General features: G+C 42.9%; 15 protein-coding genes, 14 tRNA genes, 2 rRNA genes and 1 riboswitch (1 of these 32 cut by a window edge). Of the genes, 4 read left to right on the top strand and 27 right to left on the bottom strand.

Going from position 1 to position 24,834, the window contains the following annotated elements:
- Positions 1–30: 30 nt before the first annotated feature.
- A riboswitch (Lysine riboswitch) is annotated at positions 31–211 on the bottom strand.
- 150 nt (positions 212–361) lie between these two features.
- Together MKY51_RS01215 and MKY51_RS01210 are read left to right on the top strand one after the other, a co-directional pair.
- Positions 362–1,561: an MFS transporter gene (locus tag MKY51_RS01215; RefSeq protein WP_339174807.1), complete on the top strand. Its 1,200-nt coding sequence runs from the start codon at positions 362–364 to the stop codon at positions 1,559–1,561.
- Positions 1,562–1,622: 61 nt separating this feature from the next.
- On the top strand, positions 1,623–2,177 hold the full coding sequence (locus tag MKY51_RS01210) for a restriction endonuclease (protein WP_339174805.1): 555 nt from the start codon (positions 1,623–1,625) through the stop codon (positions 2,175–2,177).
- Positions 2,178–2,219: 42 nt separating this feature from the next.
- Here MKY51_RS01210 and MKY51_RS01205 read toward each other — a convergent pair whose 3' ends face one another.
- The 7 genes from MKY51_RS01205 to MKY51_RS01175 form a co-directional block, all read right to left on the bottom strand.
- Positions 2,220–3,275, bottom strand: coding sequence for a nitric oxide synthase oxygenase (locus tag MKY51_RS01205; RefSeq protein WP_339174804.1), 1,056 nt, complete (start codon positions 3,273–3,275; stop codon positions 2,220–2,222).
- A gap of 122 nt (positions 3,276–3,397) precedes the next feature.
- Positions 3,398–4,603 (bottom strand): RtcB family protein, encoded by a 1,206-nt coding sequence (locus MKY51_RS01200; RefSeq protein WP_339174802.1) that lies wholly within the window; start codon positions 4,601–4,603, stop codon positions 3,398–3,400.
- The gene (locus MKY51_RS01195; protein WP_339174800.1) at positions 4,590–4,862 is read right to left on the bottom strand and encodes a hypothetical protein; all 273 of its coding nucleotides are present in this window, start codon (positions 4,860–4,862) and stop codon (positions 4,590–4,592) included. The genes MKY51_RS01200 and MKY51_RS01195 overlap by 14 nt, the downstream gene beginning before the upstream one ends.
- A 437-nt stretch (positions 4,863–5,299) precedes the next feature.
- On the bottom strand, positions 5,300–6,268 hold the full coding sequence (locus tag MKY51_RS01190) for an agmatinase family protein (protein WP_339174798.1): 969 nt from the start codon (positions 6,266–6,268) through the stop codon (positions 5,300–5,302).
- Positions 6,265–7,494, bottom strand: coding sequence for an imidazolonepropionase (gene hutI / locus MKY51_RS01185; RefSeq protein ID WP_339176551.1), 1,230 nt, complete (start codon positions 7,492–7,494; stop codon positions 6,265–6,267). The genes MKY51_RS01190 and hutI overlap by 4 nt, the downstream gene beginning before the upstream one ends.
- Before the next feature lie 45 nt (positions 7,495–7,539).
- Entirely contained in the window at positions 7,540–9,201 is a 1,662-nt protein-coding gene (gene hutU / locus MKY51_RS01180) for a urocanate hydratase (RefSeq protein WP_339174797.1), read from the bottom strand.
- Between the two features lie 24 nt (positions 9,202–9,225).
- On the bottom strand, positions 9,226–10,560 hold the full coding sequence (locus MKY51_RS01175; protein ID WP_339174795.1) for a YjiH family protein: 1,335 nt from the start codon (positions 10,558–10,560) through the stop codon (positions 9,226–9,228).
- A 157-nt stretch (positions 10,561–10,717) separates the two neighbouring features.
- Between MKY51_RS01175 and MKY51_RS01170 the strand changes: the two genes are divergently transcribed.
- Positions 10,718–12,196 (top strand): helix-turn-helix domain-containing protein, encoded by a 1,479-nt coding sequence (locus tag MKY51_RS01170; RefSeq protein ID WP_339174794.1) that lies wholly within the window; start codon positions 10,718–10,720, stop codon positions 12,194–12,196.
- An 81-nt stretch (positions 12,197–12,277) separates the two neighbouring features.
- Here the strand turns inward: MKY51_RS01170 and MKY51_RS01165 are convergent, their stop codons facing one another.
- Entirely contained in the window at positions 12,278–14,125 is a 1,848-nt protein-coding gene (locus tag MKY51_RS01165) for an SLC13 family permease (RefSeq protein ID WP_339174793.1), read from the bottom strand.
- Positions 14,126–14,432: 307 nt separating this feature from the next.
- Here MKY51_RS01165 and MKY51_RS01160 point away from each other — a divergent pair, with 307 nt between their 5' ends.
- Complete coding sequence (locus MKY51_RS01160; protein ID WP_339174792.1) at positions 14,433–15,923, top strand: catalase; 1,491 nt, start codon at positions 14,433–14,435, stop codon at positions 15,921–15,923.
- Positions 15,924–16,112: 189 nt separating this feature from the next.
- Here MKY51_RS01160 and MKY51_RS01155 read toward each other — a convergent pair whose 3' ends face one another.
- From MKY51_RS01155 to MKY51_RS01065, 19 genes are all read right to left on the bottom strand, one after another.
- Positions 16,113–17,042, bottom strand: coding sequence for an AEC family transporter (locus tag MKY51_RS01155; RefSeq protein WP_339174791.1), 930 nt, complete (start codon positions 17,040–17,042; stop codon positions 16,113–16,115).
- A gap of 156 nt (positions 17,043–17,198) precedes the next feature.
- Complete coding sequence (locus tag MKY51_RS01150) at positions 17,199–19,151, bottom strand: S-layer homology domain-containing protein (RefSeq protein WP_339174790.1); 1,953 nt, start codon at positions 19,149–19,151, stop codon at positions 17,199–17,201.
- Between the two features lie 180 nt (positions 19,152–19,331).
- Entirely contained in the window at positions 19,332–20,330 is a 999-nt protein-coding gene (locus tag MKY51_RS01145; protein WP_339174789.1) for an MBL fold metallo-hydrolase, read from the bottom strand.
- Positions 20,331–20,521: 191 nt separating this feature from the next.
- Positions 20,522–20,593: transfer RNA gene (locus tag MKY51_RS01140), tRNA-Glu, on the bottom strand.
- 2 nt (positions 20,594–20,595) lie between these two features.
- A tRNA-Asn gene (locus MKY51_RS01135) sits at positions 20,596–20,671 on the bottom strand.
- 9 nt (positions 20,672–20,680) lie between these two features.
- Positions 20,681–20,757, bottom strand: a tRNA-Ile gene (locus tag MKY51_RS01130).
- Between the two features lie 6 nt (positions 20,758–20,763).
- Positions 20,764–20,839 (bottom strand) — tRNA-Phe (locus tag MKY51_RS01125).
- Between the two features lie 11 nt (positions 20,840–20,850).
- Positions 20,851–20,926 (bottom strand) — tRNA-Asp (locus MKY51_RS01120).
- A 26-nt stretch (positions 20,927–20,952) separates the two neighbouring features.
- A tRNA-Ser gene (locus tag MKY51_RS01115) sits at positions 20,953–21,045 on the bottom strand.
- Positions 21,046–21,064: 19 nt separating this feature from the next.
- Positions 21,065–21,140 (bottom strand) — tRNA-Ala (locus MKY51_RS01110).
- Positions 21,141–21,147: 7 nt separating this feature from the next.
- Positions 21,148–21,224, bottom strand: a tRNA-Pro gene (locus MKY51_RS01105).
- 23 nt (positions 21,225–21,247) lie between these two features.
- Positions 21,248–21,324 (bottom strand) — tRNA-Arg (locus MKY51_RS01100).
- A gap of 27 nt (positions 21,325–21,351) precedes the next feature.
- Positions 21,352–21,440: transfer RNA gene (locus MKY51_RS01095), tRNA-Leu, on the bottom strand.
- 4 nt (positions 21,441–21,444) lie between these two features.
- Positions 21,445–21,519 (bottom strand) — tRNA-Gly (locus MKY51_RS01090).
- Between the two features lie 50 nt (positions 21,520–21,569).
- Positions 21,570–21,645: transfer RNA gene (locus tag MKY51_RS01085), tRNA-Lys, on the bottom strand.
- A gap of 6 nt (positions 21,646–21,651) precedes the next feature.
- Positions 21,652–21,727 (bottom strand) — tRNA-Thr (locus MKY51_RS01080).
- Positions 21,728–21,737: 10 nt separating this feature from the next.
- Positions 21,738–21,813, bottom strand: a tRNA-Val gene (locus MKY51_RS01075).
- Between the two features lie 9 nt (positions 21,814–21,822).
- Positions 21,823–21,938: ribosomal RNA gene (gene rrf, locus MKY51_RS01070) — 5S ribosomal RNA — on the bottom strand.
- 83 nt (positions 21,939–22,021) lie between these two features.
- Positions 22,022–24,834, bottom strand: a 23S ribosomal RNA gene (locus tag MKY51_RS01065) (it continues 116 nt past the right edge of the window).

Genomic DNA, 24,834 nt, shown 5'->3' with positions numbered 1-24,834 from the left:
TGTGATGGTTATATTTACACCTCAACAAACTTGAAAGATAGCTCAACACATGCTCACACATGTGACAGTTCTGTTCCTTATCGGAAACAGCCCCAGCATTATTTTCAAGAAGAAAAATAACACTTCGGCAACCATTCCTTTCATAAAGCTTCACCGATTCTTCCTAATCTCAGCTATACTAGTCTTAATGATTGCGACCTCTACCTCATAAATCTACATGAGGTAATGTTTTATTTAATTGAAACAATGATTAAAAGTCTAACATAACATTTTTTTGATAGCAATGACTTCATCTTTATTCTGTTTTTTAAGAGTATTCATACTACTCAAACATATATTACTAGTCAAAAGGAGAATTAAAATGGACACCGAGCAACTAAATCAAAACAGCAAAAAAATACTATCTAATCGGCCGCTTATCTATTTCATGATTGCCGTCTTTTTATTTGCCACTACATTGCGTACACCGATTACACTAATCGGGCCAATTATTTCATTTATTCGGGATGGGCTCGGAATATCGAACTTTCTAGCAGGTTTTTTAACGACGATCCCTTTAATTGCCTTTGCGGTCGTTTCACCATTTGCCCCGCGTATTGCCCGTAAATTCGGTTTGGAGTGGACCTTATTTTATTCGGTCATTTTATTATGTGCAGGAATTCTGATGCGTTCGCTCGGAGCAACGTCTTTACTTGTTTTAGGAACAATATTAATCGGCATCGCCATTGCATTTGGTAATGTCCTGATCCCTAGTTTTTTCAAATGGAAATTCCCGTTACATATTGGCTTATTAACAGGAATTTATTCCGTATCGATGAACATATCTTCCGGAATTGCTGCGGGCTTCAGTTATCCGATTGCCGCAAACGCAGGCTGGCAAATCGCAGCGGGTATTACGATTATTTTAGGGATTCTTACATTGCTAATCTGGCTGCCGATTTTGCGCCAGGAAAAAGTCGAGTTACATATGCCCTCTTCGCAGATGAAGAAAACATATATGTGGAAGTCACCCCTTGCCTGGGCAGTCGCTGGGGCAATGGGCTTTCAATCATTTATATTTTACTGCTCGTCCGCATGGATACCGGAAATTTTCGTTAGCCAGGGACTTGATGCAACAGCTTCCGGCTGGATGGTGTCCGTTATGCAGTTTTCGCAAATTCCGATGACATTTATTATTCCGATTATCGCCGGTAAAATTGCCTCGCAACGACCGATCGTTGTTTTCTTTACGATCTGTTACTTAGTTGGATTTACGGGTGTGTTAATGGAATGGACAAGTCTTGCTATTGTCTGGATGATTTTATTGGGCTTTGCAGGTGGGGCTTCATTCGGTTTAGTACTGATGCTGTTTTCGCTTCGTACAGAGACAGCCTATGATGCAGCTGAACTTTCAGGATTTGCACAATCAATCGGTTATTTTATTGCCGCAATCGGACCGATTCTATTCGGCTATGTCCATGATTTGACGGACAGCTGGTCAATCCCGGTGATGCTGTTTATCCTAATTTCTGTACTGTTATTTTTTGCTTCTTTTATGAGCGCAAACAATCGGACGATATAACCAAACGTATGTACCCTTTTGTGATATAATAGTGTTAGTAAATAAAAGGAGTACAGAACTATTGCGTAAAAAGAGAAAACGAAATAAAAAACGCCTGCCGATTATCCCGCTGTTTTTCATCGCCTCGGCTGGTGCAGCTGGTTTTTATGTCACACAAACAGCTGAAGGCATAGGCTATGGAATTGTCGCTTATTTCGTACTATATATCGCGTTTAAAATTTGGCTGAAATCGCTGAAGACAAGGAAGTTACGAAAATCCGGCATTCGAGAAGTCGATAAAATGACCGGTGAGGATTTCGAGAGATTTTTAGGAGAGTTATTTAAGCGACGCGGTTTTAAAGTGAGCTATACCGCCACGAGTGGTGACTACGGTGCAGACCTTATTCTAAAGGACGGAAAAAATATTATCGCTGTCCAGGCAAAACGCTATTCCGGTACGGTCGGTGTAAAAGCCGTTCAGGAAATTATCGGTGCGGTAAAAATGTATGAGGCAACTGAAGCATGGGTTGTCACAAACAGTCATTTTACACGCCAGGCTGAAAAACTTGCCGACATCAATGACGTTTATTTAATCGATCGTGATGAATTGATTCAAATTATATTAAATAAAAGGTAAAGAAACAGGTGTGCAGAGGCTTTCGCTTCCTGCACACCTATTTTAATATGGCTGCTGTTGGTAGAAGTAATTTGGTTTTTTTATCGTGTTGGCAATTCGTTCATGATACAGATCTGTCGTTGCAGGAGATAGTGGCGGTACAAGCCAAACCCAGTTGCCGGTTACATTGCGGTTGCTTTTATTTTCCTGCACTTGAAACAGCTGAAACTGCTGAGCTGCTGTATGATGATCGACAATACTAACGCCCGCCTTTTTATAGGAATGAAGAACCGCAACATTCAATTCAACAAGTGCACGGTCCTTCCAAAGCGATGCATTCATTGTAGTATCCAACCCCATTGCTTCTGCTACTTTCGGGAGAAAATTATAGCGGTATGTATCCGCCAAGTTGCGCGCTCCGATTTCTGTCCCCATATACCACCCGTTAAACGGGGCTGCCGGAAAATCGGTGCCGGCAATATTAAAACGCATACTCGAAATAATCGGAACTGCATACCATTTCATATTTAACCGCGAAAAATCATACTCCGGATGGGTGATCGCCACTTCCAGCACACGCTCTTTTGGAATATCAAAAAATATAGGCTCCCGGTCATCTACTTGAATGACAAGAGGTAGTACATCATAGTGTGTACGTGCACCCCGCCAGCCGAGACTTTCACATATTTTCGTAAACTCGAGCGAATCGGAATCACCGACAATTCCATCTGCCATATCATAACCAGCATAGCGGATTAGCTGGTGATTCCAGATGCGTACACGGTCCGGTTCAAACAGTGTAATAGCCGGTCTGATTTTCCCGTTATTGGTCGCAAAATCAATATGGTTAAGAAGTGCTTCGTAAATTTCAGCTTCATTTAATAATTGGCGCTCATCAAATACGTTCAAGCTATTCCAAAACAGGCGCCCGATACATTTATTGCTGTTTCGCCATGCAACTCGCGCCCCGTATGTAAGCTCATCTGTCGTTAAGATGAAATCCGGGTGCTGGGCCTCTTCCAAACGCTTTTTCAGCCACTCTTCTGTCTGATTCATTTCTTTTTTATATAAAGTAAGGAAATCTATACGTTCATGCAATATTGAAGTCGTTGTTGCCATCTAGTTCATCCCCTTCTAGCCTTATTTTGGCCTCTTGGAAAAGGAAACACAATGAAACAACAACCGATTAAAACATGTATATTTCATACATGACTAAAATTGTTCATAAAGTGGTTTTTAGATTATCTCTTCCATTTATCACTCGCTTTGAAATTATAAACCGGTGTCACGTGCTTCTGGATTGTCACCGTTTCTCCGATTTGCTCGACAATTTCCTGCATCGGCTTATAGGCCATTGGTGCTTCGTCGAGTGTTTCTTCACTTACCGAAGTTGTCCAAACCCCTTGCATCGTCTGTTTGAAATCATCCATCGACAGGTTTTTCATTGCGGCTGTCCGCGAATAAATCCGGCCTGCTCCATGTGGGGCGGATTCATTCCATTCGGCATTTCCTTTTCCGATACAAATAAGAGAACCGTCCCGCATATTCATCGGAATGACGAGCTTTTCATCCTTTGCCGCCCGCACTGCCCCTTTACGCAAAACCATGGCATCCGTATCAATATAATTGTGTACGGAATCAAACTGCTCCGCGAACTCCCACTTCATATGCTCGGCGATTGTCTTGGCAATATGGATCCGATTTTCATGTGCAAAACGCTGTGCCAGTTTCATATCCGCAATATAATCCCGGAACAGATCGCCTTCTAAATATGCCAGATCCTTTGGCACAACCGGATTTTCATTCTTATAGGCATTAACCATTTTTTGAATGTCCTTGCTGTTTCCGGCTTCCTTCATTGCCGCAATTCTTTCGGATAAATCTTCGCGCTGCAATGACTCAAATGCACGCTTCTGATGCCAGTTCGCCACCTTTGCCCCGACATAGCGCGAGCCCGTATGGATCAATAAATAATGAACTCCCGTCTCATCTTTTGCAAGTTCGATAAAATGATTGCCCCCGCCTAATGTACCTAGCGAGCGGCCTGTATATTCATTTTGCAAGCCACGTGCGATGAAGTTTTCGTTTGCAAAAAGTTCAGCGTCCATTCTATTTAGTGCAGTTTCATGGATTTCATTGCCGCTCGGTACGAAACGTCGGATTGTTGTATCAAGTTCATTAAAATCAATGTTACCTTTACCGATTTCCGAAACGAGCACCCCACACCCTACATCAACACCGACGAGATTCGGTACAACACGGGCATTCAACTGAATTGTTGTACCGATGACACAGCCTTTTCCGGCATGATAATCGGGCATAATCCGTACTTTTGTCCCTTCCATAAACGGCTGATTGACGAGTTCATCAATTTGCTGAATCGCTACTTCCTGTGGTGTGTTTGTATAAATTTTCGCGTTTGTATATTTCCCGTTAATTTCGATCAATGCTATTCACGCCTTTCTTTTTTAAACTGAGTACAGCGAATATAAGAAGTGCCACCCCGATATAGCTTCCGAGCAGAAAAACCGGGGATCCTCGGTTAACAAATCCGAATGCCAACTCAGATTGCAACCCAACTGTATCCGGCGCGAATTGCGGTTTGTAGAAAAATGTTTGAACTAACCCGATTAACAGTTGTATTGCAAAATATAGAATATGTAAGAGCAGTGCCCCGATGATTGCGAAAAGGATTTTACGTTTCATGCCAGACCTCCTTTTGTGAAAGTAATTATTACTACTTACGATGGGGGCGAGCAGAAGTTTCATAAATTTTCCCTTTTGAAGTAGCCTGCTTTTATTAGAAGATTTAACAGTATATTAGAAAAACCGGGTGAGATATTTGAAACTTTCGGTTCTATATTCGAAAATCGGGGATCATTATTAGAAGATCTCTCTGTTTTATTAGAAAATGGCCGGTTTATTAGAAACTTGAGTACGGATTTTAGACAATCTCTGGACTTTATTAGAAAACCAAACCTTTCCTTAATTAAAAACGGACCGTTCGAAAAGCAGTGTGACAACCTCCTGTAGTTATTAATCTCTTTCCTCCTTTACTGCCAGATTTGATTCTTAATCTGCTTTTATTCTATTTTAATTCATAAAAAAACCGAATTTCCTTAAAAAGAAATTCGGCCTTCTTTTCATTTTAAATGCACAAATCTCGATACCATCATTGTTAAAAACGCATAAACCCCAGCTTTTACTGTCTGCAATTCACGTGTATCACGGTGCGGATCAACACAGACGAAATCCATACCTTTTACAATTTCATATTTCCCCACTTCATAAAGCAAATCAAAAAGCTCTTCTGTCCGCATCCCACCTGGTGTGGACGCAGGAACTCCCGGGGCATATGCAATATCAAGTACGTCCATATCAACTGTCACATAAACAATATCTACTTTTCCAGAAAGCTCTTCCATGACATTCGCGATTATGGACTCCGCGCCACGACGACGGAAATCCTTTAACGTAATACGATTCACCCCATAATGGTCCGCAGTACAAATAAGGCTCGGGGCATTATAAAAACCGTGCAGCCCGATGTTGTACACATCCTCACCCTTCACTATCCCTGCATCAAGCAGCTGACGGATCGGCGTACCATTTGTCGGTCCATCTGATTCCGTTGCTCGTAAATCCAGATGGGTATCAAACTGTAAAATACCGATTCGTTTGCCGGAAGAATTTGCAAAAGCCCTTACAACCGGGGCAGTAACCGAATGATCTCCGCCAATTTGTACATAGAAGCTCGCAGGACAATTATTCAATATATCCATCATCGCTTGTTCGATATTGTCATGACACTGCAAAATATTCGTTCCGTGCATTTTCACATCGCCAACATCCGCAACCCGTAGTTCCCGAATATCCACATCCTCATCAATTGAATACGTAGTAAACAGATTCCAGCTTTTTCGGAAAAAATCCGGATATTCCGAAGCTGCTGAAGCACTAATTGATGAACGTGACAGCGGTACTCCTGTAATGACCACATCAAAGTTATCTGAAAGCTCCCCATAACTTGGCACAATCCAGTCTTTTACCTTCAAATCTTCAGATTCCACCCGATTCCAAGAAGTTGCCGGACTTACTAGGAACTTGCTCACAGTAAGCTGCCACCTTTCACAACGACGTTTCCTGCTTTAATGACAGTGTCTGTATGATTCATCCCGTAAAAATATTGAAGCTGCTTATAATTCGGGACGTCTAAAATCAGTACATCGGCCTGTTTACCTTTTTCGAGCGTACCGACCTGGTCGGCGCGTTTTATCGCATGGGCAGCATTGATCGTCGTTGCACAAAGCACTTCTTCCATCGTCATTCCCATGTTCATGCACGCCAAATTTTGAATGAACGGCAAGCTGATCGTTGGCGAAGAACCCGGATTAAAGTCCGTTGAAATTGCTACAGGTACACCACTATCAACCATCAGGCGACCCCTTGCATACGGTGCGCGTAAAAAGAAGGCGGTTCCCGGCAAGAGTACAGCAATCGTACCGGCCTTTGCCATAGCTGCAATTCCTTCATCTGAAGCAACGAGTAAATGCTCTGCGGAGATGGCCCCTACTTCTGCAGCGAGTTCCGCGCCTTCATACGGCTCAATTTCATCTGCATGAATTTTCGGTGTCAGTCCGTATTCTTTCCCCGCTTCCAAAATCAGGCGGGATTGCTCAGGTGTGAACACCCCTTTTTCGCAAAAGACATCATTGAATTCCGCAAGCCCCAATTCCGCCACTTTTGGAATCATCTGCTCGATTATAATTTTCACGAATTGATCTTCATTGCCTTTAAATTCTTTCGGAACAGCATGTGCACCCATAAAAGTAGAGACGATATCGACAACATGCTCTTCCTGCAGTTTCTTTACAACATAAAGCTGTTTGAGTTCGTTTTCAAGATCAAGGCCGTAGCCTGATTTTGCTTCAACCGTTGTAACACCGTGACGCAAAAACACGTTTAAGTGCTGAACGGTTTTGTTGTATAGCTCATCAAAATTCGCTTCGCGCGTTTTTGTCGTCGTATAGTGAATCCCGCCACCTGCATTCATAATGTCCATATAGGACCTTCCGGCAAGGCGCATATTCAGCTCATGTTCACGTGTCCCCCCATGTACTAAATGTGTATGGCAGTCAACAAGACCCGGCATAACAATCTTCCCGCGTGCATCAATAACCTCGGCATCGCTTACTAGATGCGGATATTCTTGTTTTATTTCATCAAGAGGTGCAATCATTGCAATGCGATCGTTTTCGATTAAAACACTTACCTCTTTTTTCAGACCGAGCTCGCTCATTTGCTCACGGCGGCGCGGTAATTTCACATCACATTCCATTGTTAATACTTCATTTGCATTATTTATTAAAATAGCCAAAGTTCATCATCCTTTTAGCATCGGCATATTGATACCTTTTTCTTTTGCTGTGCGAACTGCAATGTCGTAGCCTGCATCTGCATGGCGTACAACCCCCATACCCGGGTCAGAAATAAGCACGCGATTGATCTTTTCTGCAGCAAGTGTTGTTCCGTCAGCTACTAACACTTGACCAGCATGTTGGGAATAACCCATTCCTACACCGCCGCCATGATGGATACTCACCCAGCTTGCACCGCCTGCCGTATTGACGAGCGCATTTAATAATGGCCAATCTGATACAGCATCCGATCCGTCCTGCATTCCTTCTGTCTCACGGTTTGGCGAAGCGACAGATCCAGAGTCCAAATGATCACGACCGAATACGATCGGCGCTTTCAATTCACCATTTGCAACCATTTCATTGACGCGCAGTGCAAAGCGGTGGCGGTCGCCATACCCCAGCCAGCAAATGCGGGCAGGTAAGCCTTGCCACTTCACCATTTTCTGCGCCATATCAATCCAGTTTACTAATGCCTTATCCTCAGCAAACATTTCTTTTGCCAAAGCATCTGTTTTATAAATATCCTCCGGGTCGCCAGATAATGCTGCCCAACGGAAAGGTCCTTTTCCTTCACAGAATAACGGACGGATATACGCAGGTACAAAACCAGGGAAATCAAATGCATTTTCCACACCCATTTCCTTTGCATACGCACGGATATTGTTTCCGTAATCGAATGTTTCCGCACCTGCCTGCTGGAATTCAAGCATTGTCCGTACATGCTCTGCCATCGTTTCCTTCGCTCGGCGCTCATATGTTTTCACATCTGTTTTGCGCAATTGAAGTGCTTCCTCCAACGTCATCCCGTTTGGAATATAGCCGTTGATCGGGTCGTGCGCAGATGTCTGGTCTGTCACGAAATCCGGAATCATGCCGCGATTTAACAGCTCACGGTTAATGTCCGCACAGTTTCCTACTAAACCAATTGATGCAGGTTCTTTAGCAGCCGTTAACTTATTGACAAGCGCTATCGCCTCATCTACTGTTTCGACAAGGTAATCACAGTAGCCTTCATTTATTTTGCGTTCGATTCGTGCACGGTCCACTTCAACAACTAAAATGACTGCTCCCGCCATTTTTCCGGCTAATGGCTGGGCACCACTCATACCGCCCATACCACCAGTTAATATCCACTTACCACGAAGGTCAGCTGTTCCAAACTTCTTTTTCCCTGCTTCCACAAAGCTTAAATATGTTCCTTGTAAAATACCTTGTGCCCCGATATAAATCCATGAGCCCGCTGTCATTTGCCCGTACATCATTAAGTTGCGTTCTTCCAGTTCATAGAAGTGGTCCCAATTCGCCCAGCCAGGCACCAAATTCGAGTTGGCGATCAGTACGCGCGGTGCATTTTCATGTGTTCTGAATACTGCAACCGGTTTTCCGGACTGCACAATCATCGTTTCGTCATTTTCCAATTCTTTTAATGTTGCAATGAGTTTTTCGTAGCTTTCCCAATCACGTGCTGCTTTCCCGATACCGCCATATACGACTAGCTCATCCGGATTTTCCGCTACTTCCGGATCTAAATTGTTCATCAGCATGCGCATAGCCGCTTCCTGTGTCCACCCTTTACATGAAAGCTCAGAACCACGTGGAGCACGGATGTTTGTTTTATATACCATAAAAATCTCTCCTTTAATTTGAAGTTAGAATAAGATAAATGCTATTGGGGTAACGAATATGAGTGTTAAAACAACTCGCTCAAACCAGATAATGAGCATTTGACGAATTGATAACGGGATATCTGTCGATAAAATAACAGGAATGACAGCTGAGAAGAATAAAATAGCTGAAATCGAAATGACAGCTACGATAAACTTCGTTACAAGAACGGCCTCCGTTACAATCATTGCCGGTAAAAACATTTCCGCTATCGATAATGACAACGCTTTAGCTGTCAGCATCGGATCAGGAATTTGCAGTAAATACGTAAATGGCGCGAAAATATATGCCAGCCAGTCAAACAGCGGTGTATAAATTGCCAATACCATTCCTAATAGTCCAATAGATAAAATGGATGGTATGACCCCCATCGCCATAATAAAGCCGTCTTTTAAATGAATGTATAAGTTTTTAGGTAAAGACGGGTTTGTCTTTGCTGCATCTACCGCTTCTGCCCAAGCTACTTTTAAACGATCAGCTTTTACGATTTTTTCAGGCTGAGGTGTTGAGCCTTCATAGTATTCATCTTTAATTTTGTTTAATGGATAAATCCGGGCTGTAATCGCAGTAACAATGAATGTCACAACTAACGTCACCCAGAAAAATGCGTTCCAGTATTCCATTAAATCCAGCGTTTTTGCGACGACTACCATAAAAGTAGCGGACACTGTAGAGAAGCCTGTCGCAATAATGGCAGATTCTTTCGCTGTATATTTTCCTTCTTTATAAACACGGTTCGTCAATATTAAGCCAACCGAATAGCTGCCAACAAATGAGGCTACCGCATCAACCGCTGAACGACCCGGTGTTTTGAAAATCGGCTTCATTACCGGTTGCATAAGTACCCCGATAAATTCAAGCAAGCCATAACAAACGAGCAATGCCAAAAAAATCGATCCAATCGGAATAACCAGACCCACCGGCTTAATAAGTTTTTCTAATAAAAATGGACCGATATCCGGATTAAATAACCAAGCCGGACCAAATCCGAAAATAAGCATTACCCCTGCAACAAGTCCGCCCAACTTAAAAATGGATAACACCATATTTACTTTTGAGGTATTCCACTTTTTCTTGACAAATGGATAAAATGCTCCAAGTACTAAAAGAATCAACACATACCCGTTTACTAATGTTGGTGTGAATGTCGTGAATGCACTTACGATATGGTCGATTAAAATCGATGTTTTTCCATTCCATTCAAATGTGATAAAAAAACTAAAAATCCCGATTAAGCTGCAAAACACCATTTTCATGAAAATACTCACTTCAAACTGTCCAACTTTCGGCAGTTCCTGTTCCTCTTGGTACTTTGTCATTCCACCACTCCTTTGTAATTTCCATTCTAGTTTTCTTTCAATTCGGAATAAATAGAATAAAAACATCAATTATAGTAAAATTTAATGAAAGTAAAATTAATTTGGATGATTTGTAGTATTTATATATGAAATAGTAATTATTAAAGGTGGTGTTTGATTGAAAATCTTAATTGTTGAGCGGGATTTTGAAGAAATTGTAGGAATTGATTGGTATTTAAGAAATTATTTCATGCGGGATATTGAAGTAATTGGCGTAGAAGATGGCAGTACAATAATTGAAACAATTGAAGATACCAAACCGGAAGTACTTCTTATTGAAATGGAACTTGTTTCTCCTTCTGTAGAGCAGTATTTACAAAAACAAAAGCAGACAATTCCCGTTATCGGTATTACAGCGGAACCCATTTTTCAGCAGGCAATGAAAGCTATCCGCTTAAAGGCGATCGATCTTTTTGTGAAGCCCGTACCATTGGAGCAATTGAAGTCTGCTTTGCTGAAAATCCCTTCAACTAAGCCGACAGCATCTGCAAGCAGTACGGTTCCATTTGAAATACAGTTATATTCGGATTTGTATTTAAATAAGCCAGGTATATTCCCTTTAGATGGAAAGTCTTTCTTTTTAATTGAGTGTGCAGATTACGAGCATAATTTAATGCTGTATGAGTGGCTCATTGAATTGCCTATTTTCCATAATCACATTGCCCTTCCGTTGCAAAACCGGGTAATTTGCATTGTAGAAATCGATGTTTTTACCAATCTATTCAGACAGCTTCGAATCATGAGCCAGGAATGGGAGAAATTCAGTGGGGAATCGCTGAACATTGCCGTTTATGACGGGAATGAGACAACATTGCTGACAATGTACCAAGCATGCAAAAAAACATTGGCACAGCGCTTTTATAAAGGATACTCCCATATTTTTAAAAGTTCACAAACACTTCATGTGACGAGGCTTGATCCGCTTTTGACTCCTGAAGAACAGCAGCTATGGATTACGAGTCTTGAAAACGGTGATTTGAAAGCAATTAAGGCGTTTTTATATACGCTGACAAAAGTCTCAACCTATTATCATCAGGATGATGTGCGTATTCATTTGACGAGTATTTTGGCGCAAATCCGCCGATTTATGATGAAGTATCATCTGCAGCAGCAAGCAAAAATGGAACAGCAATACCGCGCACTGTTCCATTTTATTTTAGAGCATCCGATTTTATATGCGATTGTACAGGAGTTTATTTTGTTTACGCAGCGATTGATCGATGCGAGGAAAAATCTGCAGCAACAGCAGATTGCTGACTATACGGAGCTGGCTGTTGAAATAATTGAGCGCGATTATACTAATGCTGAGCTGACATTACAACATGCCGCAAACGAATTAAATATAAGCACCAATTATTTGAGCAATGTGTTTTCAAAAAAACGCGGCATACCATTCAAGAAATATTTGCAGCAGTATCGCGTACAGCAAGCCGAAAAATTATTAATAGAAACGAGTTTGGGAATCGGATCAATCGCAGAAATGGTCGGCTTCACAGACGGCAATTACTTCACTAAAGTATTCCGGGAATACTACCAGTTAACCCCTTACCGCTATAGATTGCAGGTGAGGAAAACAGCCGGTTCAGCAAAAAATTAAGTTCTATTCCGGGGACGCTTTCCTTGGAATAGAACTCAACAAGTTATTGATCACAAAAACGAAATCGTTCCAATAATCACTTTAAAACGGAAACAGTAACGGTACCGCAATCATCATGACGATAAACATAATCACCTGCAACGGCACACCGACTTTCACGAAATCCATAAATTTATAGCCACCAGCTGTTAACACAAGGGAGTTAGTCGGCGATGCAATCGGTGTCGCAAACGCCATACTCGCAGCAGTTGTTACCCCGATCATAAAGGTATACGGATTCGCATCCATAGCAAGTGCTGCAGTGATGGCAATCGGTGAAAACAGTACCGCTGTTGCCGTATTACTAACAAATTGCCCGAATATAACGGTCAATAAATAAATCCCCATCAACACACCATATGGACCGAAATCACCGAGCACACTGATAATGCCTTCTGCGAGAATTGTCATTCCACCTGTTTTCTCAAGCGCTGTCGCCATCGGAAGCATTGCTGCTACGAGCACAATGCTTTCGAAGTTCATTTTACTGTAAGCATCATCCATATTGCGCAGACAGCCTGTAATAATCATCAGAACAGCACCGATTAATACAGCAATGACGGCATCAAATACTTCAAACACCATAAGCCCGATCATCAGCAGCATGATAATTCCGGCTATCGGTGCCTTTCCGTTTGCTGCAATTGCGCCTGCCAGCTCACGCGGTTGTCCCACTACTACAACATCTTGCGTTTCGCGGGACAACAGCTCGATTTCGTCCCATGTTCCTTGTACTAAAATTGCATCACCGAACCGCAGTTTCTGATCGGCCATGTCTTTCAATAAGTAGTCCCCTTTACGGTTGATCCCTAAAATATTCAAATTGTATTTTTCACGAAACCCGATTTTACTGACCGTTTCCCTAATAAGACGTGACTGCGGTGTTAATAGTACTTCGGCCACACCGATTTTTTTCGTTACCAGCTCTTTTGCATGATCTTCGAACGGCTGAACCGTTAACGCAAAATCATGAGCAAAACGCGCTACATCATCTGCCAGACCTTGAACATACAGCTCATCACCGACATGAATCACACTTGTCGGTCCTGCCAATTCCTGATACGTCATCGGTCGTAAATTTAACCCGTCCTGCGCGGCACCGCGCTTTATTTTCATAATATAAATATGGTAGGTTGCCGGAAGCTTCAAATCAGCAAGCTTTTGTTCTAGGATTGTCGAATGCTCGGTAACGACAACGCGGAACAGTTTATCATGCAAATCATATTCTTTGGCAATTTTCTTTGGAGAAAGCTTATACCCTGCACTTGACTGCGAACGATTTTCCTCATTCGGCAACAGTACATTACGTACTAATACTAAATAAATAATAACGGTAATCGTTGCGATAATTCCGATTGGCGTGATCGTGAAAAATCCCAGCTTTTCAAACCCATGATCAACAAGCGTTTGGGAAGCAATTAAATTTGTCGGCGATGCAATTAACGTCATCAACCCCGACATACTCGCAATGTAAGAGAGCGGCATTAAAAACTTGGACGGATTTACTTTAATGCTGATTGCTATCGATACCACAATCGGCAGCATTAGCGCGACCGTACCTGTATTGCTCATAAACGCCCCGACAATTGCAACAATTACAAGAAGCAATATAAAGAGACGGAGCTCAATATCCCCTGACCATTTCAATAGAAGGTTTCCTGCCATACCAGCAAGTCCCGTTCTTAAAATACCTGCCCCGACAACAAATAGTCCCGCTATCATAATGACTACAGAATTCGAAAACCCTGCCAGCGCTTCAGCAGGTGTCAAAATATTTAATATTACAAATGATAATAATGCCATTACTGCGACAAGGTCTGCCCGCAATCTGTTCGTCGTAAATAAAATAATTGTAACCGCCAAAATGATAAAAGTTAATGTAAGTTGCATAACCATGTCCTTTCGTATGGTAGTCGCTTCTATTATATAGGAAATAATAGAAGAACTCCCCACATTTGTCGACTAATAAAGGAAACACTTTTCCAACTAAAAATGCGGAGCAATATTTACCTTTTCCTGCTAATTAAAGGTATAATTTACTAATAACCTATATTATCTGAACTATCCATTTTTAATAACTAATTCTTTAATATAAATATTACTTAAAAAGAATTATTATAATCTAGTAGAAATTATGATTTAGATTTGTTATATTATTTATGAAGGGTTTTTCAAAAAATATTAGGAGGAACTACATATGACAAACGAACGTTTAACAACGATTACTGGTGCTCCAGTAGTATCAAACGATGATTCGATGACAGCTGGTCGTCGCGGTCCGCTTTTATTACAAGATGTATTTCTAATTGAGAAATTAGCAAACTTTAACCGTGAAGTAATCCCTGAGCGTCGTATGCACGCAAAAGGTTCAGGTGCATTCGGTACATTTACTGTAACGCATGACATTACAAAATATACAAAAGCAAAAATCTTTTCTGAAATCGGTAAGAAAACAGAAATGTTCGCACGTTTCTCAACTGTAGCTGGTGAGCGCGGTGCGGCTGATGCAGAGCGTGATATTCGCGGTTTCGCATTAAAATTCTATACTGAAGAAGGTAACTGGGATATGGTTGGTAACAACACACCTGTATTCTTCTTCCGTGATCCATTACACTTCCCGGATTTAAACCACGTTGTTAAGCGTGATCCAAAAACAAACATGCACAACGGTAACTCAAACTGGGATTTCTGGACTTCATTACCTGAAGCATTACACCAAGTAACGATCGTAATGTCTGACCGTGGTATTCCAAACGGATACCGCAAAATGCACGGATTCGGTTCTCATACTTACTCAATGATCAACGAAGCTGGCGAACGCGTATACGTGAAATTCCACTTCCGTTCTCAACAAGGCATTGAAAACTTAACAAGTGCAGAAGCGGCTGAAATTATCGGTAAAGACCGTGAATCTTCACAACGTGACCTATTCGAGTCTATCGAAAAAGGCGATTTCCCGAAATGGAAAATGTACATCCAAGTGATGACTGAAGAGCAGGCTCGCAACTCTAAGGACAACCCATTCGACTTAACAAAAGTTTGGTACAAGTCTGAGTACCCGTTAATTGAAGTTGGGGAATTCGAGTTAAACCGTAACCCGGAAAACTACTTCGCTGATGTTGAGCAAGCTGCATTCGCTCCATCAAACGTAGTACCTGGTATTTCATTCTCACCAGACCGTATGTTACAAGCGCGTTTATTCGCTTACCAAGATGCAACTCGTTACCGTTTAGGCGTTAACCACCATCAAATTCCTGTAAACACACCAAAATGCCCATTCATGGTATATCACCGTGATGGTCAAGGCCGTGCTGACGGAAACCGTGGTGCAGCTATTACTTACTATCCAAATAGCTATGGCGCATTACAAGGCCAAACACAATATAAAGATCCTGCATTAGCTCTTGATGGTCCAGCTGACATCTACGATTTCCGTGAAGATGACAACAACTACTTCGAGCAACCAGGTAAATTATTCCGTCTTCAAACTCCGGAACAGCAACAACGTTTATTCGAAACAACTGCTGCTGAAATGAACGGTGTTGAAGAATTCATCAAACGCCGTCACATTTTACACTGCTACTTAGCTGATCCAGCATATGGTGAAGGTGTAGCGAAGGCAATGGGTCTTTCATTAGATGGTATGGACCTTTCAAACCCATACTCTAATCCAGTAAGTATGTACTAAGATGTACTCTATGAATTTAGCTTCTTGCTCAAATTGTTAAATTCACTAACTTTTCGTAAGTTTACGAAAGCGTTATTGATATCCAACTATAATCGCTTACAACCGCAAGTATCTGAGGGGATACTTGCGGTTTTTTTATGTGAAAAGGGCTGCAGTAAAAGTTGAATTCACCTTTACTGCAGCCCTTGTCTATGCAAATAAAATTGTCGATAAATAAATTACAACCGTTACTGTTAAACAGCTGATAATCGTTGAAAACAGTACTGTCTGAGCTGCTGTAGCTGATTCGATATCATACTCAAGCGCCAAGCTGGAACTGTTTCTGGATGTCGGGAATGCACTTGCGATAAATAGAGACTGTGCCACTACCCCGTCCAGGCCCAATGCAAAAATAATAAGAAGTGCTGTTGCCGGACCGACTATCAACCGTGTAAAGCAGCTGACGAAAATTGTTTTATTGAACATCGAACGCATTTCAATTGTAGAAAGCTGTGCCCCCAATGTAATAAGCGCAACCGCCACAAATCCGTCTGCAATATGTTCAAGCGGAATACTGAATGTTTCCGGAATCGGGACGTGAAAGTAATTCAATGCCGCGCCAATAATCAGCGCATGAACGATCGGCATTTTCAGAAAGTCCCGGACAATCGCAATTCCTGATTTTGTTGATGAGATTAAATTATACAAGCCATATGTATACGTCGTCATATTTTGAAAAATAACTAGAATAACTTGAATTGCTACCCCGATCGGCTGAGTTGCAAATATCATTTGTGCGACTGGAATCCCATAGTTACCGGAGTTTATAAGGACAACACTGTTTTTGAAAACAGCCGATTCCTTTTTATCAAGTTTTAACATTTTTGCGAGCAGCTGACTTAACAGCATTTGTGCACCGATAAACAAAATAATAAAAATCGTAATTTGTCCAAGTACACTCATTTCAATGGAAGTTTCATAAATATTGATAAACACTGCTGCCGGCATAAAACAGTATGTAATGAGTTGGGATAAGGCTTTAAGGTTAAACTGGAACTTGCGCTGTAAAATGGCACCTATAATAAGCAAAATTAAAATTGGTGCTACAATTTTGAAGAAAATCATCGATAAATAGACCATGCGAAAACTCCTTTTGTGCATGTGTGCTGTAGTTGTTAATTATAGCGTATTTGTAAAGGAGTTGTCAGAGCATCCGACTTCTTTTTCTATCCCAACATAGCTGTTTTCCACTAAAAAACCTATGACTCCTAAGTGGGAATCATAGGTTTATGAATTTTATAAGTAGTCTATTGCTATTAATGCATTGTATATAAGCTCGGCAAACTCACCGCGCGATAATGCTTTCTCCGGATTAAATAGGCCTTCCCCATCAACAACTCCAAATAGCTCTAAAATCGCTATGCTTTGACGTGCTTCAAATGTCAGGTTTGCGATATCTGTATAGCTGAAGTTTAGTTCATTATACGCTTTCGCCAAATCCTGATTTAAGTAACGGTACATGTTGGCTATAATGATGGCTGCTTCTTGCTTTGTCACAGAGGCATTAGGTGCAAACCGGCTCGATGTAGCCCCGCTCATAATTCCCGCTTCCAATAAACCTTGAACGAGTTTCAACTGCTGTGTATTGGCTATATCTAAATATTTTGATTTAGTGTTACTCGATACATCAAGTGCAGATGCAATCATCACTGCAACATCAAGTCTGCTTACTTGTTTAGAGCTTTGCACCAGGCGGTTTTTTGTATTAAATAGTATACCGCGCTTTGTCAGCTCCCGTATCGCACGTCCTTGGTCATTATTTGGAATATCCGTATAGATGACATTGCTGTTCGCTGCTTTAAATGTACCACCCGTCGCTGTACGGATAATGAATGTTGAGCCATCCACTTTAAATGATGCCGGTGATGTACCTGTTGACGTAACACGCTGAACCACTTGCGAAGTATTCGCTTTTAATTTTGATACCGGAACATGAACTTCAACTGTACTTGCAAATGTTTTTGCACGATTTCCTTCTGTAAACTGAATGTTCAACTGGTTATTCGTCACATTTACAGACACTCCAACCGCTGCTGTAGAGCTTTGAATTTCTGACGTAGGAATAATAATTTCAATATCTCCTGCTTTTAAACGGATATTCCGGTCTGCGTTGTTTTTCACTTGAGAAGAAGTAATCTGTGTTGAATAGCGTCCATTTTGGTAAGTCATCGTTTCATATTGTGACCAGCTTGCTGTTTTTGGAATCGTTGTCGCCACAGTACTCGCCGAATCGTCCGGAATGTAAAGCGGGTCGTATGATGGCTTTTCAATGACTACTCCACCAGGCTTTATATCATGGATATAATCTGGATAGTACGTATACACAAGCTCAATATAATACGGGTCTCTCCACATTGTTTCAAGACGGACAAGCTTTTCCAATGTTGTTACATGTCTTTTTGCTTCCGCCGATAAGTTGTTGTATAGTGAACGGGCTTTTGCAATTTCCTGTGTTGTCGAACTACGGCTAACATCATTCATGTAGATATCGAATGCATTGGCATCAAGCTTTGCCTGCTTCACAACTGTATTTTGATAAATAATATAGTTCTCGCCATCAATTAAAATGTTGAGGTTTGTTACAAACGATTTCGCAAAGTCACTTAGCGCGTTGTACGCCAGTCGGATACTTTTGATTTGAGCATCAGTGTATTTCGTTTTATCGATACGGTTTATGCGATCCATGACGACTTTCGCTTCTTTTTCAGCTTGCGCTTTTTGCACTGCTAAACGGCTCTCGAAATATTCCAGGTTTGTAACTACTCGTTTATCAACTAGCTTTTTCGCTTCGCTATTTAATGCATCGTAAGCTTTTCTGGCTGCACTAATCTCAGCAGGTGTTGTTTCATCGGTGATTGTTTGAATTATTTCTGTAACTTTTTCGGCTGCGATAAGATTGGCGATTTGCGCTTCTTTCTTCTCCAAATCTTCCATAAGCACTTCCACTTTGCTGTAGTTGCTAATTTGTTGGCGCAATTCTTGTGAAAGACTATTATAAGCTTCTATAATAGTTTCCAGTTCTGACCTTGTCGAATTTGAATTTAAACTTTCGATAGCTTTAATAATATCTTCTGGGGTTGCGAGCGTCTTTCCCTCTGTTTCATTTGGGGCTGCTTCCACTTCTCCTACTATGCCAATACTTACTGGGATAGCGACCAAAGCAGCTAGCATTAATTTTGATTTATTCATATGTATCACTACCTATTCTCTTTTTATATAGCGTATTTATTATATCGGTTCTTATCCCATATTTTAGAATATAAATTGGTCTATGTTGAGGAAAACTTGCTTAGAACTCTCAAATATCTAAATTTGAAAGTTAATAGAGGGGGAAATAAACAAAACAGCTGCCTCCCCTGGGCAGCTGCTTCATTTATGCTCAATCAAACTTTTAATCGTAAAATGCCACTCCCCGTTACGCAGTTTACGCACAATTAAACCGCGTTGTTCTCCAAGGAGCGTTAACCCGATTATTTCAGAAATGATAAATGTAAAATACTTCGAAAAGCGCTCACCATAGATTGCTTCTCCTAATTGTTTCGCCGTATGATGGCCTTCACTAATTTTGGATATAACCTTTTGCAGTTTATATTCTATTTTACTTAAGCCTTTCTCCATCACTTCATTTAAGTTTTCATAGATTCCTTTATGGCCGGCAAACACGGTATGCACATTATAAGCATTCATTTTTTCAATCGAATCTATATATTGGCTAAACGGGTTCGTTATGTTTCCTGAATCGTCATGATCAATTAGAGCACTGGTCATGCCGTTAGCTAACAAAAAATCTCCCGCAAATAACCAGCCTGTCTCCTCATCAAACAAACAGATTGAATCCGGTGAGTGTCCGGGAGCAGCGATTACTTGTAATCCTCCGACTTCTTGACCTTCCCTCAGTTTCAAAATCTGCGGATAGATTATCACATGTTCTTTGTTGTGAAGCGTATTCTCCATTTTTAACATTCGTTCACGGGCAAATTCCGGTACGCCGTATTGCTCGTACAATTCATAGTAAAAGGTAAGCTTTTGCTGTAAGTAATCATCTTCACATTTTAGACGAGGAATGGCGATATGACTGGCATAGACAGGGATCGGATAAACATTCGTAATTTGATTTACCACCCCTATATGGTCATTATGAAAATGCGTTAAAATAATACGGGTAATTTGGTTAATTTCAATATTATAGTCTTTCAATTTCTGATAAAAAAACTGCTCAAATTCCTCATTTTTTATGCCCGCATCAATTAATGTATAGTCTTCACCATTTTGATAGACATAACAGTTAATACTCCCCAATCCACTATAGTCAGAAGGGAAAATAATCGGGTAGACTGCTTTATTACCTGTTTTTATTATCGCATCCACTTTTCCACCTGCTCCCACTGTTTTATGCAGAAAGGGCTTGCTCCTATGTTCATTTCAGACAGCCCTTTCTATTGTAACTTTATAATACCTTACTATGAGTTCATCAAACAGCAGATGCTTCCGTCAAGAAATAAAGAAAACAACAAAAAACACATTGCAAATTTTGCAATGTGTTTTCATTCAAGTGTATATGACCCGTACGGGATTCGAACCCGTGTTACCGCCGTGAAAGGGCGGTGTCTTAACCACTTGACCAACGGGCCAATGGCTCCGAAGGCAGGACTCGAACCTGCGACCTGCCGGTTAACAGCCGGATGCTCTACCAACTGAGCTACTTCGGAATAATACTATGGTGGGCCTAAATGGACTCGAACCATCGACCTCACGCTTATCAGGCGTGCGCTCTAACCAGCTGAGCTATAGGCCCATAGTATGGTGGGTTTGGACGGAATCGAACCGCCGACACTTAGAGCTTCAATCTAATGCTCTACCAACTGAGCTACAAACCCATAAAAAAAAATGGCGGTCCCGACCGGGATCGAACCGGCGATCTCCTGCGTGACAGGCAGGCATGTTAACCGCTACACCACGGGACCAACATTTAAAGAAAAAAATATTAAAATGGAGGAGGTAGAGGGATTCGAACCCCCGCGCGGTGTTACCCGCCTGTCGGTTTTCAAGACCGATCCCTTCAGCCAGACTTGGGTATACCTCCAAAGGGAATAAAATATAAATGGTGGAGCCTAGCGGGATCGAACCGCTGACCTCCTGCGTGCAAGGCAGGCGCTCTCCCAGCTGAGCTAAGGCCCCAAAATGATGGTCGGAATGACAGGATTCGAACCTACGACCCCTTGGTCCCAAACCAAGTGCTCTACCAAGCTGAGCTACATTCCGAATATGTCAGTAAAAATATATTATGGCGCGCCCGGCAGGAGTCGAACCCACAACCTTCTGATCCGTAGTCAGACGCTCTATCCAATTGAGCTACGGGCGCGCATTATTAGAGATAAGAATTATAAAATGGTGCCGAGGGCCGGAATCGAACCGGCACGGTGATCACTCACCGCAGGATTTTAAGTCCTGTGCGTCTGCCAGTTCCGCCACCCCGGCATTTTGGAGCGGAAGACGAGGTTCGAACTCGCGACCCCCACCTTGGCAAGGTGGTGTTCTACCACTGAACTACTTCCGCAAAATGCTTAAGATCATTTATATCTGACAGTATGTATAATTTTATAAAACTGGTGAGCCATGAAGGACTCGAACCTTCGACCCTCTGATTAAAAGTCAGATGCTCTACCAACTGAGCTAATGGCTCTCTAAATGGTGCCGGCGAAAGGAGTCGAACCCTCGACCTACTGATTACAAGTCAGTTGCTCTACCAACTGAGCTACACCGGCATTTTAGAAATGGTGGAGGATGACGGGCTCGAACCGCCGACCCCCTGCTTGTAAGGCAGGTGCTCTCCCAGCTGAGCTAATCCTCCAATATTCTAGCGAAGCGACGTCCTACTCTCACAGGGGGAAGCCCCCAACTACCATCGGCGCTAAAGAGCTTAACTTCCGTGTTCGGTATGGGAACGGGTGTGACCTCTTTGCCATCATCACTTCACTATAGTGGGCTTTAAAAACCCTTGAAAGAATTTTCATTCTTTCAAAACTGGATAAACGTTTCATTGAATTGTGCAATAAAATGTGGTTAAGTCCTCGACCGATTAGTATTCGTCAGCTGCATGCGTCACCGCACTTCCACCTCGAACCTATCTACCTGATCGTCTTTCAGGGGTCTTACTTACTTGCGTAATGGGAAATCTCATCTTGAGGGGGGCTTCATGCTTAGATGCTTTCAGCACTTATCCCGTCCATACATAGCTACCCAGCGATGCCTTTGGCAAGACAACTGGTACACCAGCGGTATGTCCATCCCGGTCCTCTCGTACTAAGGACAGCTCCTCTCAAATTTCCTACGCCCACGACGGATAGGGACCGAACTGTCTCACGACGTTCTGAACCCAGCTCGCGTACCGCTTTAATGGGCGAACAGCCCAACCCTTGGGACCGACTACAGCCCCAGGATGCGATGAGCCGACATCGAGGTGCCAAACCTCCCCGTCGATGTGGACTCTTGGGGGAGATAAGCCTGTTATCCCCGGGGTAGCTTTTATCCGTTGAGCGATGGCCCTTCCATGCGGAACCACCGGATCACTAAGCCCGTCTTTCGACCCTGCTCGACTTGTAGGTCTCGCAGTCAAGCTCCCTTATGCCTTTACACTCTACGAATGATTTCCAACCATTCTGAGGGAACCTTTGGGCGCCTCCGTTACTCTTTAGGAGGCGACCGCCCCAGTCAAACTGTCCGCCTGACACTGTCTCCTACCCCGCTAAGGGGCATGGGTTAGAAGTTCAATACAACCAGGGTAGTATCCCACCGACGCCTCCTTCGAAGCTGGCGCTCCGAGATCTCTGGCTCCTACCTATCCTGTACAAGTTGTACCAAAATTCAATATCAGGCTACAGTAAAGCTCCACGGGGTCTTTCCGTCCTGTCGCGGGTAACCTGCATCTTCACAGGTACTATAATTTCACCGAGTCTCTCGTTGAGACAGTGCCCAGATCGTTACGCCTTTCGTGCGGGTCGGAACTTACCCGACAAGGAATTTCGCTACCTTAGGACCGTTATAGTTACGGCCGCCGTTTACTGGGGCTTCAATTCACAGCTTCGCTTGCGCTAACCGCTCCTCTTAACCTTCCAGCACCGGGCAGGCGTCAGCCCCTATACGTCACCTTACGGTTTTGCAGAGACCTGTGTTTTTGCTAAACAGTCGCCTGGGCCTATTCACTGCGGCTTCTCTAGGCTATGCACCCAAAGAAGCACCCCTTCTCCCGAAGTTACGGGGTCATTTTGCCGAGTTCCTTAACGAGAGTTCTCTCGCACACCTTAGGATTCTCTCCTCGACTACCTGTGTCGGTTTGCGGTACGGGCACCTCTCACCTCGATAGAGGCTTTTCTTGGCAGTGTGAAATCAGGAACTTCGCTCATACGAGCTCGTCATCACAGCTCAACGTTAGAGTATGCGGATTTGCCTACATACACGCCTTACTGCTTGAACACGCGCAACCAACGGCGTGCTTACCCTATCCTACTGCGTCCCCCCATTTCTCAAACGGTGAGGAGGTGGTACAGGAATATCAACCTGTTGTCCATCGCCTACGCCTATCGGCCTCGGCTTAGGTCCCGACTAACCCTGAGCGGACGAGCCTTCCTCAGGAAACCTTAGTCATACGGTGCATGGGATTCTCACCCATGTTTCGCTACTCATACCGGCATTCTCACTTCTAACCGCTCCACCAGTCCTTCCGGTCTGACTTCAACGCTGTTAGAACGCTCTCCTACCACGCATACTCAAAGTATGCATCCACAGCTTCGGTGAATCGTTTAGCCCCGATACATTTTCGGCGCAGCGTCACTCGACCAGTGAGCTATTACGCACTCTTTAAATGATGGCTGCTTCTAAGCCAACATCCTGGTTGTCTAAGCAACGCCACATCCTTTTCCACTTAACGATTACTTGGGGACCTTAGCTGGTGGTCTGGGCTGTTTCCCTCTTGACTACGGATCTTATCACTCGCAGTCTGACTCCCGTGTATAAATATCCGGCATTCGGAGTTTGTCTGAATTCGGTAAAGCGAGATGCCCCCCTAGTCCAAACAGTGCTCTACCTCCGGTATTCTCAATCACGAGGCTAGCCCTAAAGCTATTTCGGAGAGAACCAGCTATCTCCAGGTTCGATTGGAATTTCTCCGCTACCCACACCTCATCCCCGCACTTTTCAACGTGCGTGGGTTCGGGCCTCCAGTGAGTGTTACCTCACCTTCACCCTGGACATGGGTAGATCACCTGGTTTCGGGTCTACGACCACGTACTAATTCGCCCTATTCAGACTCGCTTTCGCTGCGGCTCCGTCTTCTCAACTTAACCTCGCACGTAATCGTAACTCGCCGGTTCATTCTACAAAAGGCACGCTATCACCCATTAACGGGCTCTAACTACTTGTAGGCACACGGTTTCAGGATCTATTTCACTCCCCTTCCGGGGTGCTTTTCACCTTTCCCTCACGGTACTGGTTCACTATCGGTCACTAGGTAGTATTTAGCCTTGGGAGATGGTCCTCCCGGATTCCGACGGAATTTCACGTGTTCCGCCGTACTCAGGATCCACTCTGGAGGGAATGAACTTTTGACTACAGGGCTTTTACCTCGTTTCGCGGACCTTTCCAAGTCGCTTCGTCTAGTTCATTCTTTTGTAACTCCGTATAGAGTGTCCTACAACCCCAAAGAGCAAGCTCTTTGGTTTGGGCTCTTCCCGTTTCGCTCGCCGCTACTCAGGGAATCGAATTTTCTTTCTGTTCCTGCAGGTACTTAGATGTTTCAGTTCTCTGCGTCTGTCTTCGACACGCTATGAATTCACGTGAAGATACTATCCGATTAAAGATAGTGGGTTCCCCCATT

Origin of the sequence: Solibacillus sp. FSL R5-0691, assembly GCF_037974225.1 — a bacterium.
Lineage (GTDB): Bacteria > Bacillota > Bacilli > Bacillales_A > Planococcaceae > Solibacillus.
The sequence above is the reverse complement of the archived record's forward strand: the minus strand, read 5'-3'. Positions and strand labels throughout refer to the sequence as shown.

Bases quoted from the DNA above. Each gene is read 5' to 3' on its own strand.
- MKY51_RS01215 (WP_339174807.1), top strand. From the start codon at position 362: ATGGACACCGAGCAACTAAATCAAAACAGCAAAAAAATACTATCTAAT.
- MKY51_RS01205 (WP_339174804.1), bottom strand. From the start codon at position 3,275: ATGGCAACAACGACTTCAATATTGCATGAACGTATAGATTTCCTTACT.
- MKY51_RS01195 (WP_339174800.1), bottom strand. From the start codon at position 4,862: ATGAAACGTAAAATCCTTTTCGCAATCATCGGGGCACTGCTCTTACAT.
- hutI (WP_339176551.1), bottom strand. From the start codon at position 7,494: ATGGAATGTGATGTGAAATTACCGCGCCGCCGTGAGCAAATGAGCGAG.
- hutU (WP_339174797.1), bottom strand. From the start codon at position 9,201: ATGGTATATAAAACAAACATCCGTGCTCCACGTGGTTCTGAGCTTTCA.
- MKY51_RS01175 (WP_339174795.1), bottom strand. From the start codon at position 10,560: ATGACAAAGTACCAAGAGGAACAGGAACTGCCGAAAGTTGGACAGTTT.
- MKY51_RS01165 (WP_339174793.1), bottom strand. From the start codon at position 14,125: ATGCAACTTACATTAACTTTTATCATTTTGGCGGTTACAATTATTTTA.
- MKY51_RS01160 (WP_339174792.1), top strand. From the start codon at position 14,433: ATGACAAACGAACGTTTAACAACGATTACTGGTGCTCCAGTAGTATCA.
- MKY51_RS01155 (WP_339174791.1), bottom strand. From the start codon at position 17,042: ATGGTCTATTTATCGATGATTTTCTTCAAAATTGTAGCACCAATTTTA.
- MKY51_RS01150 (WP_339174790.1), bottom strand. From the start codon at position 19,151: ATGAATAAATCAAAATTAATGCTAGCTGCTTTGGTCGCTATCCCAGTA.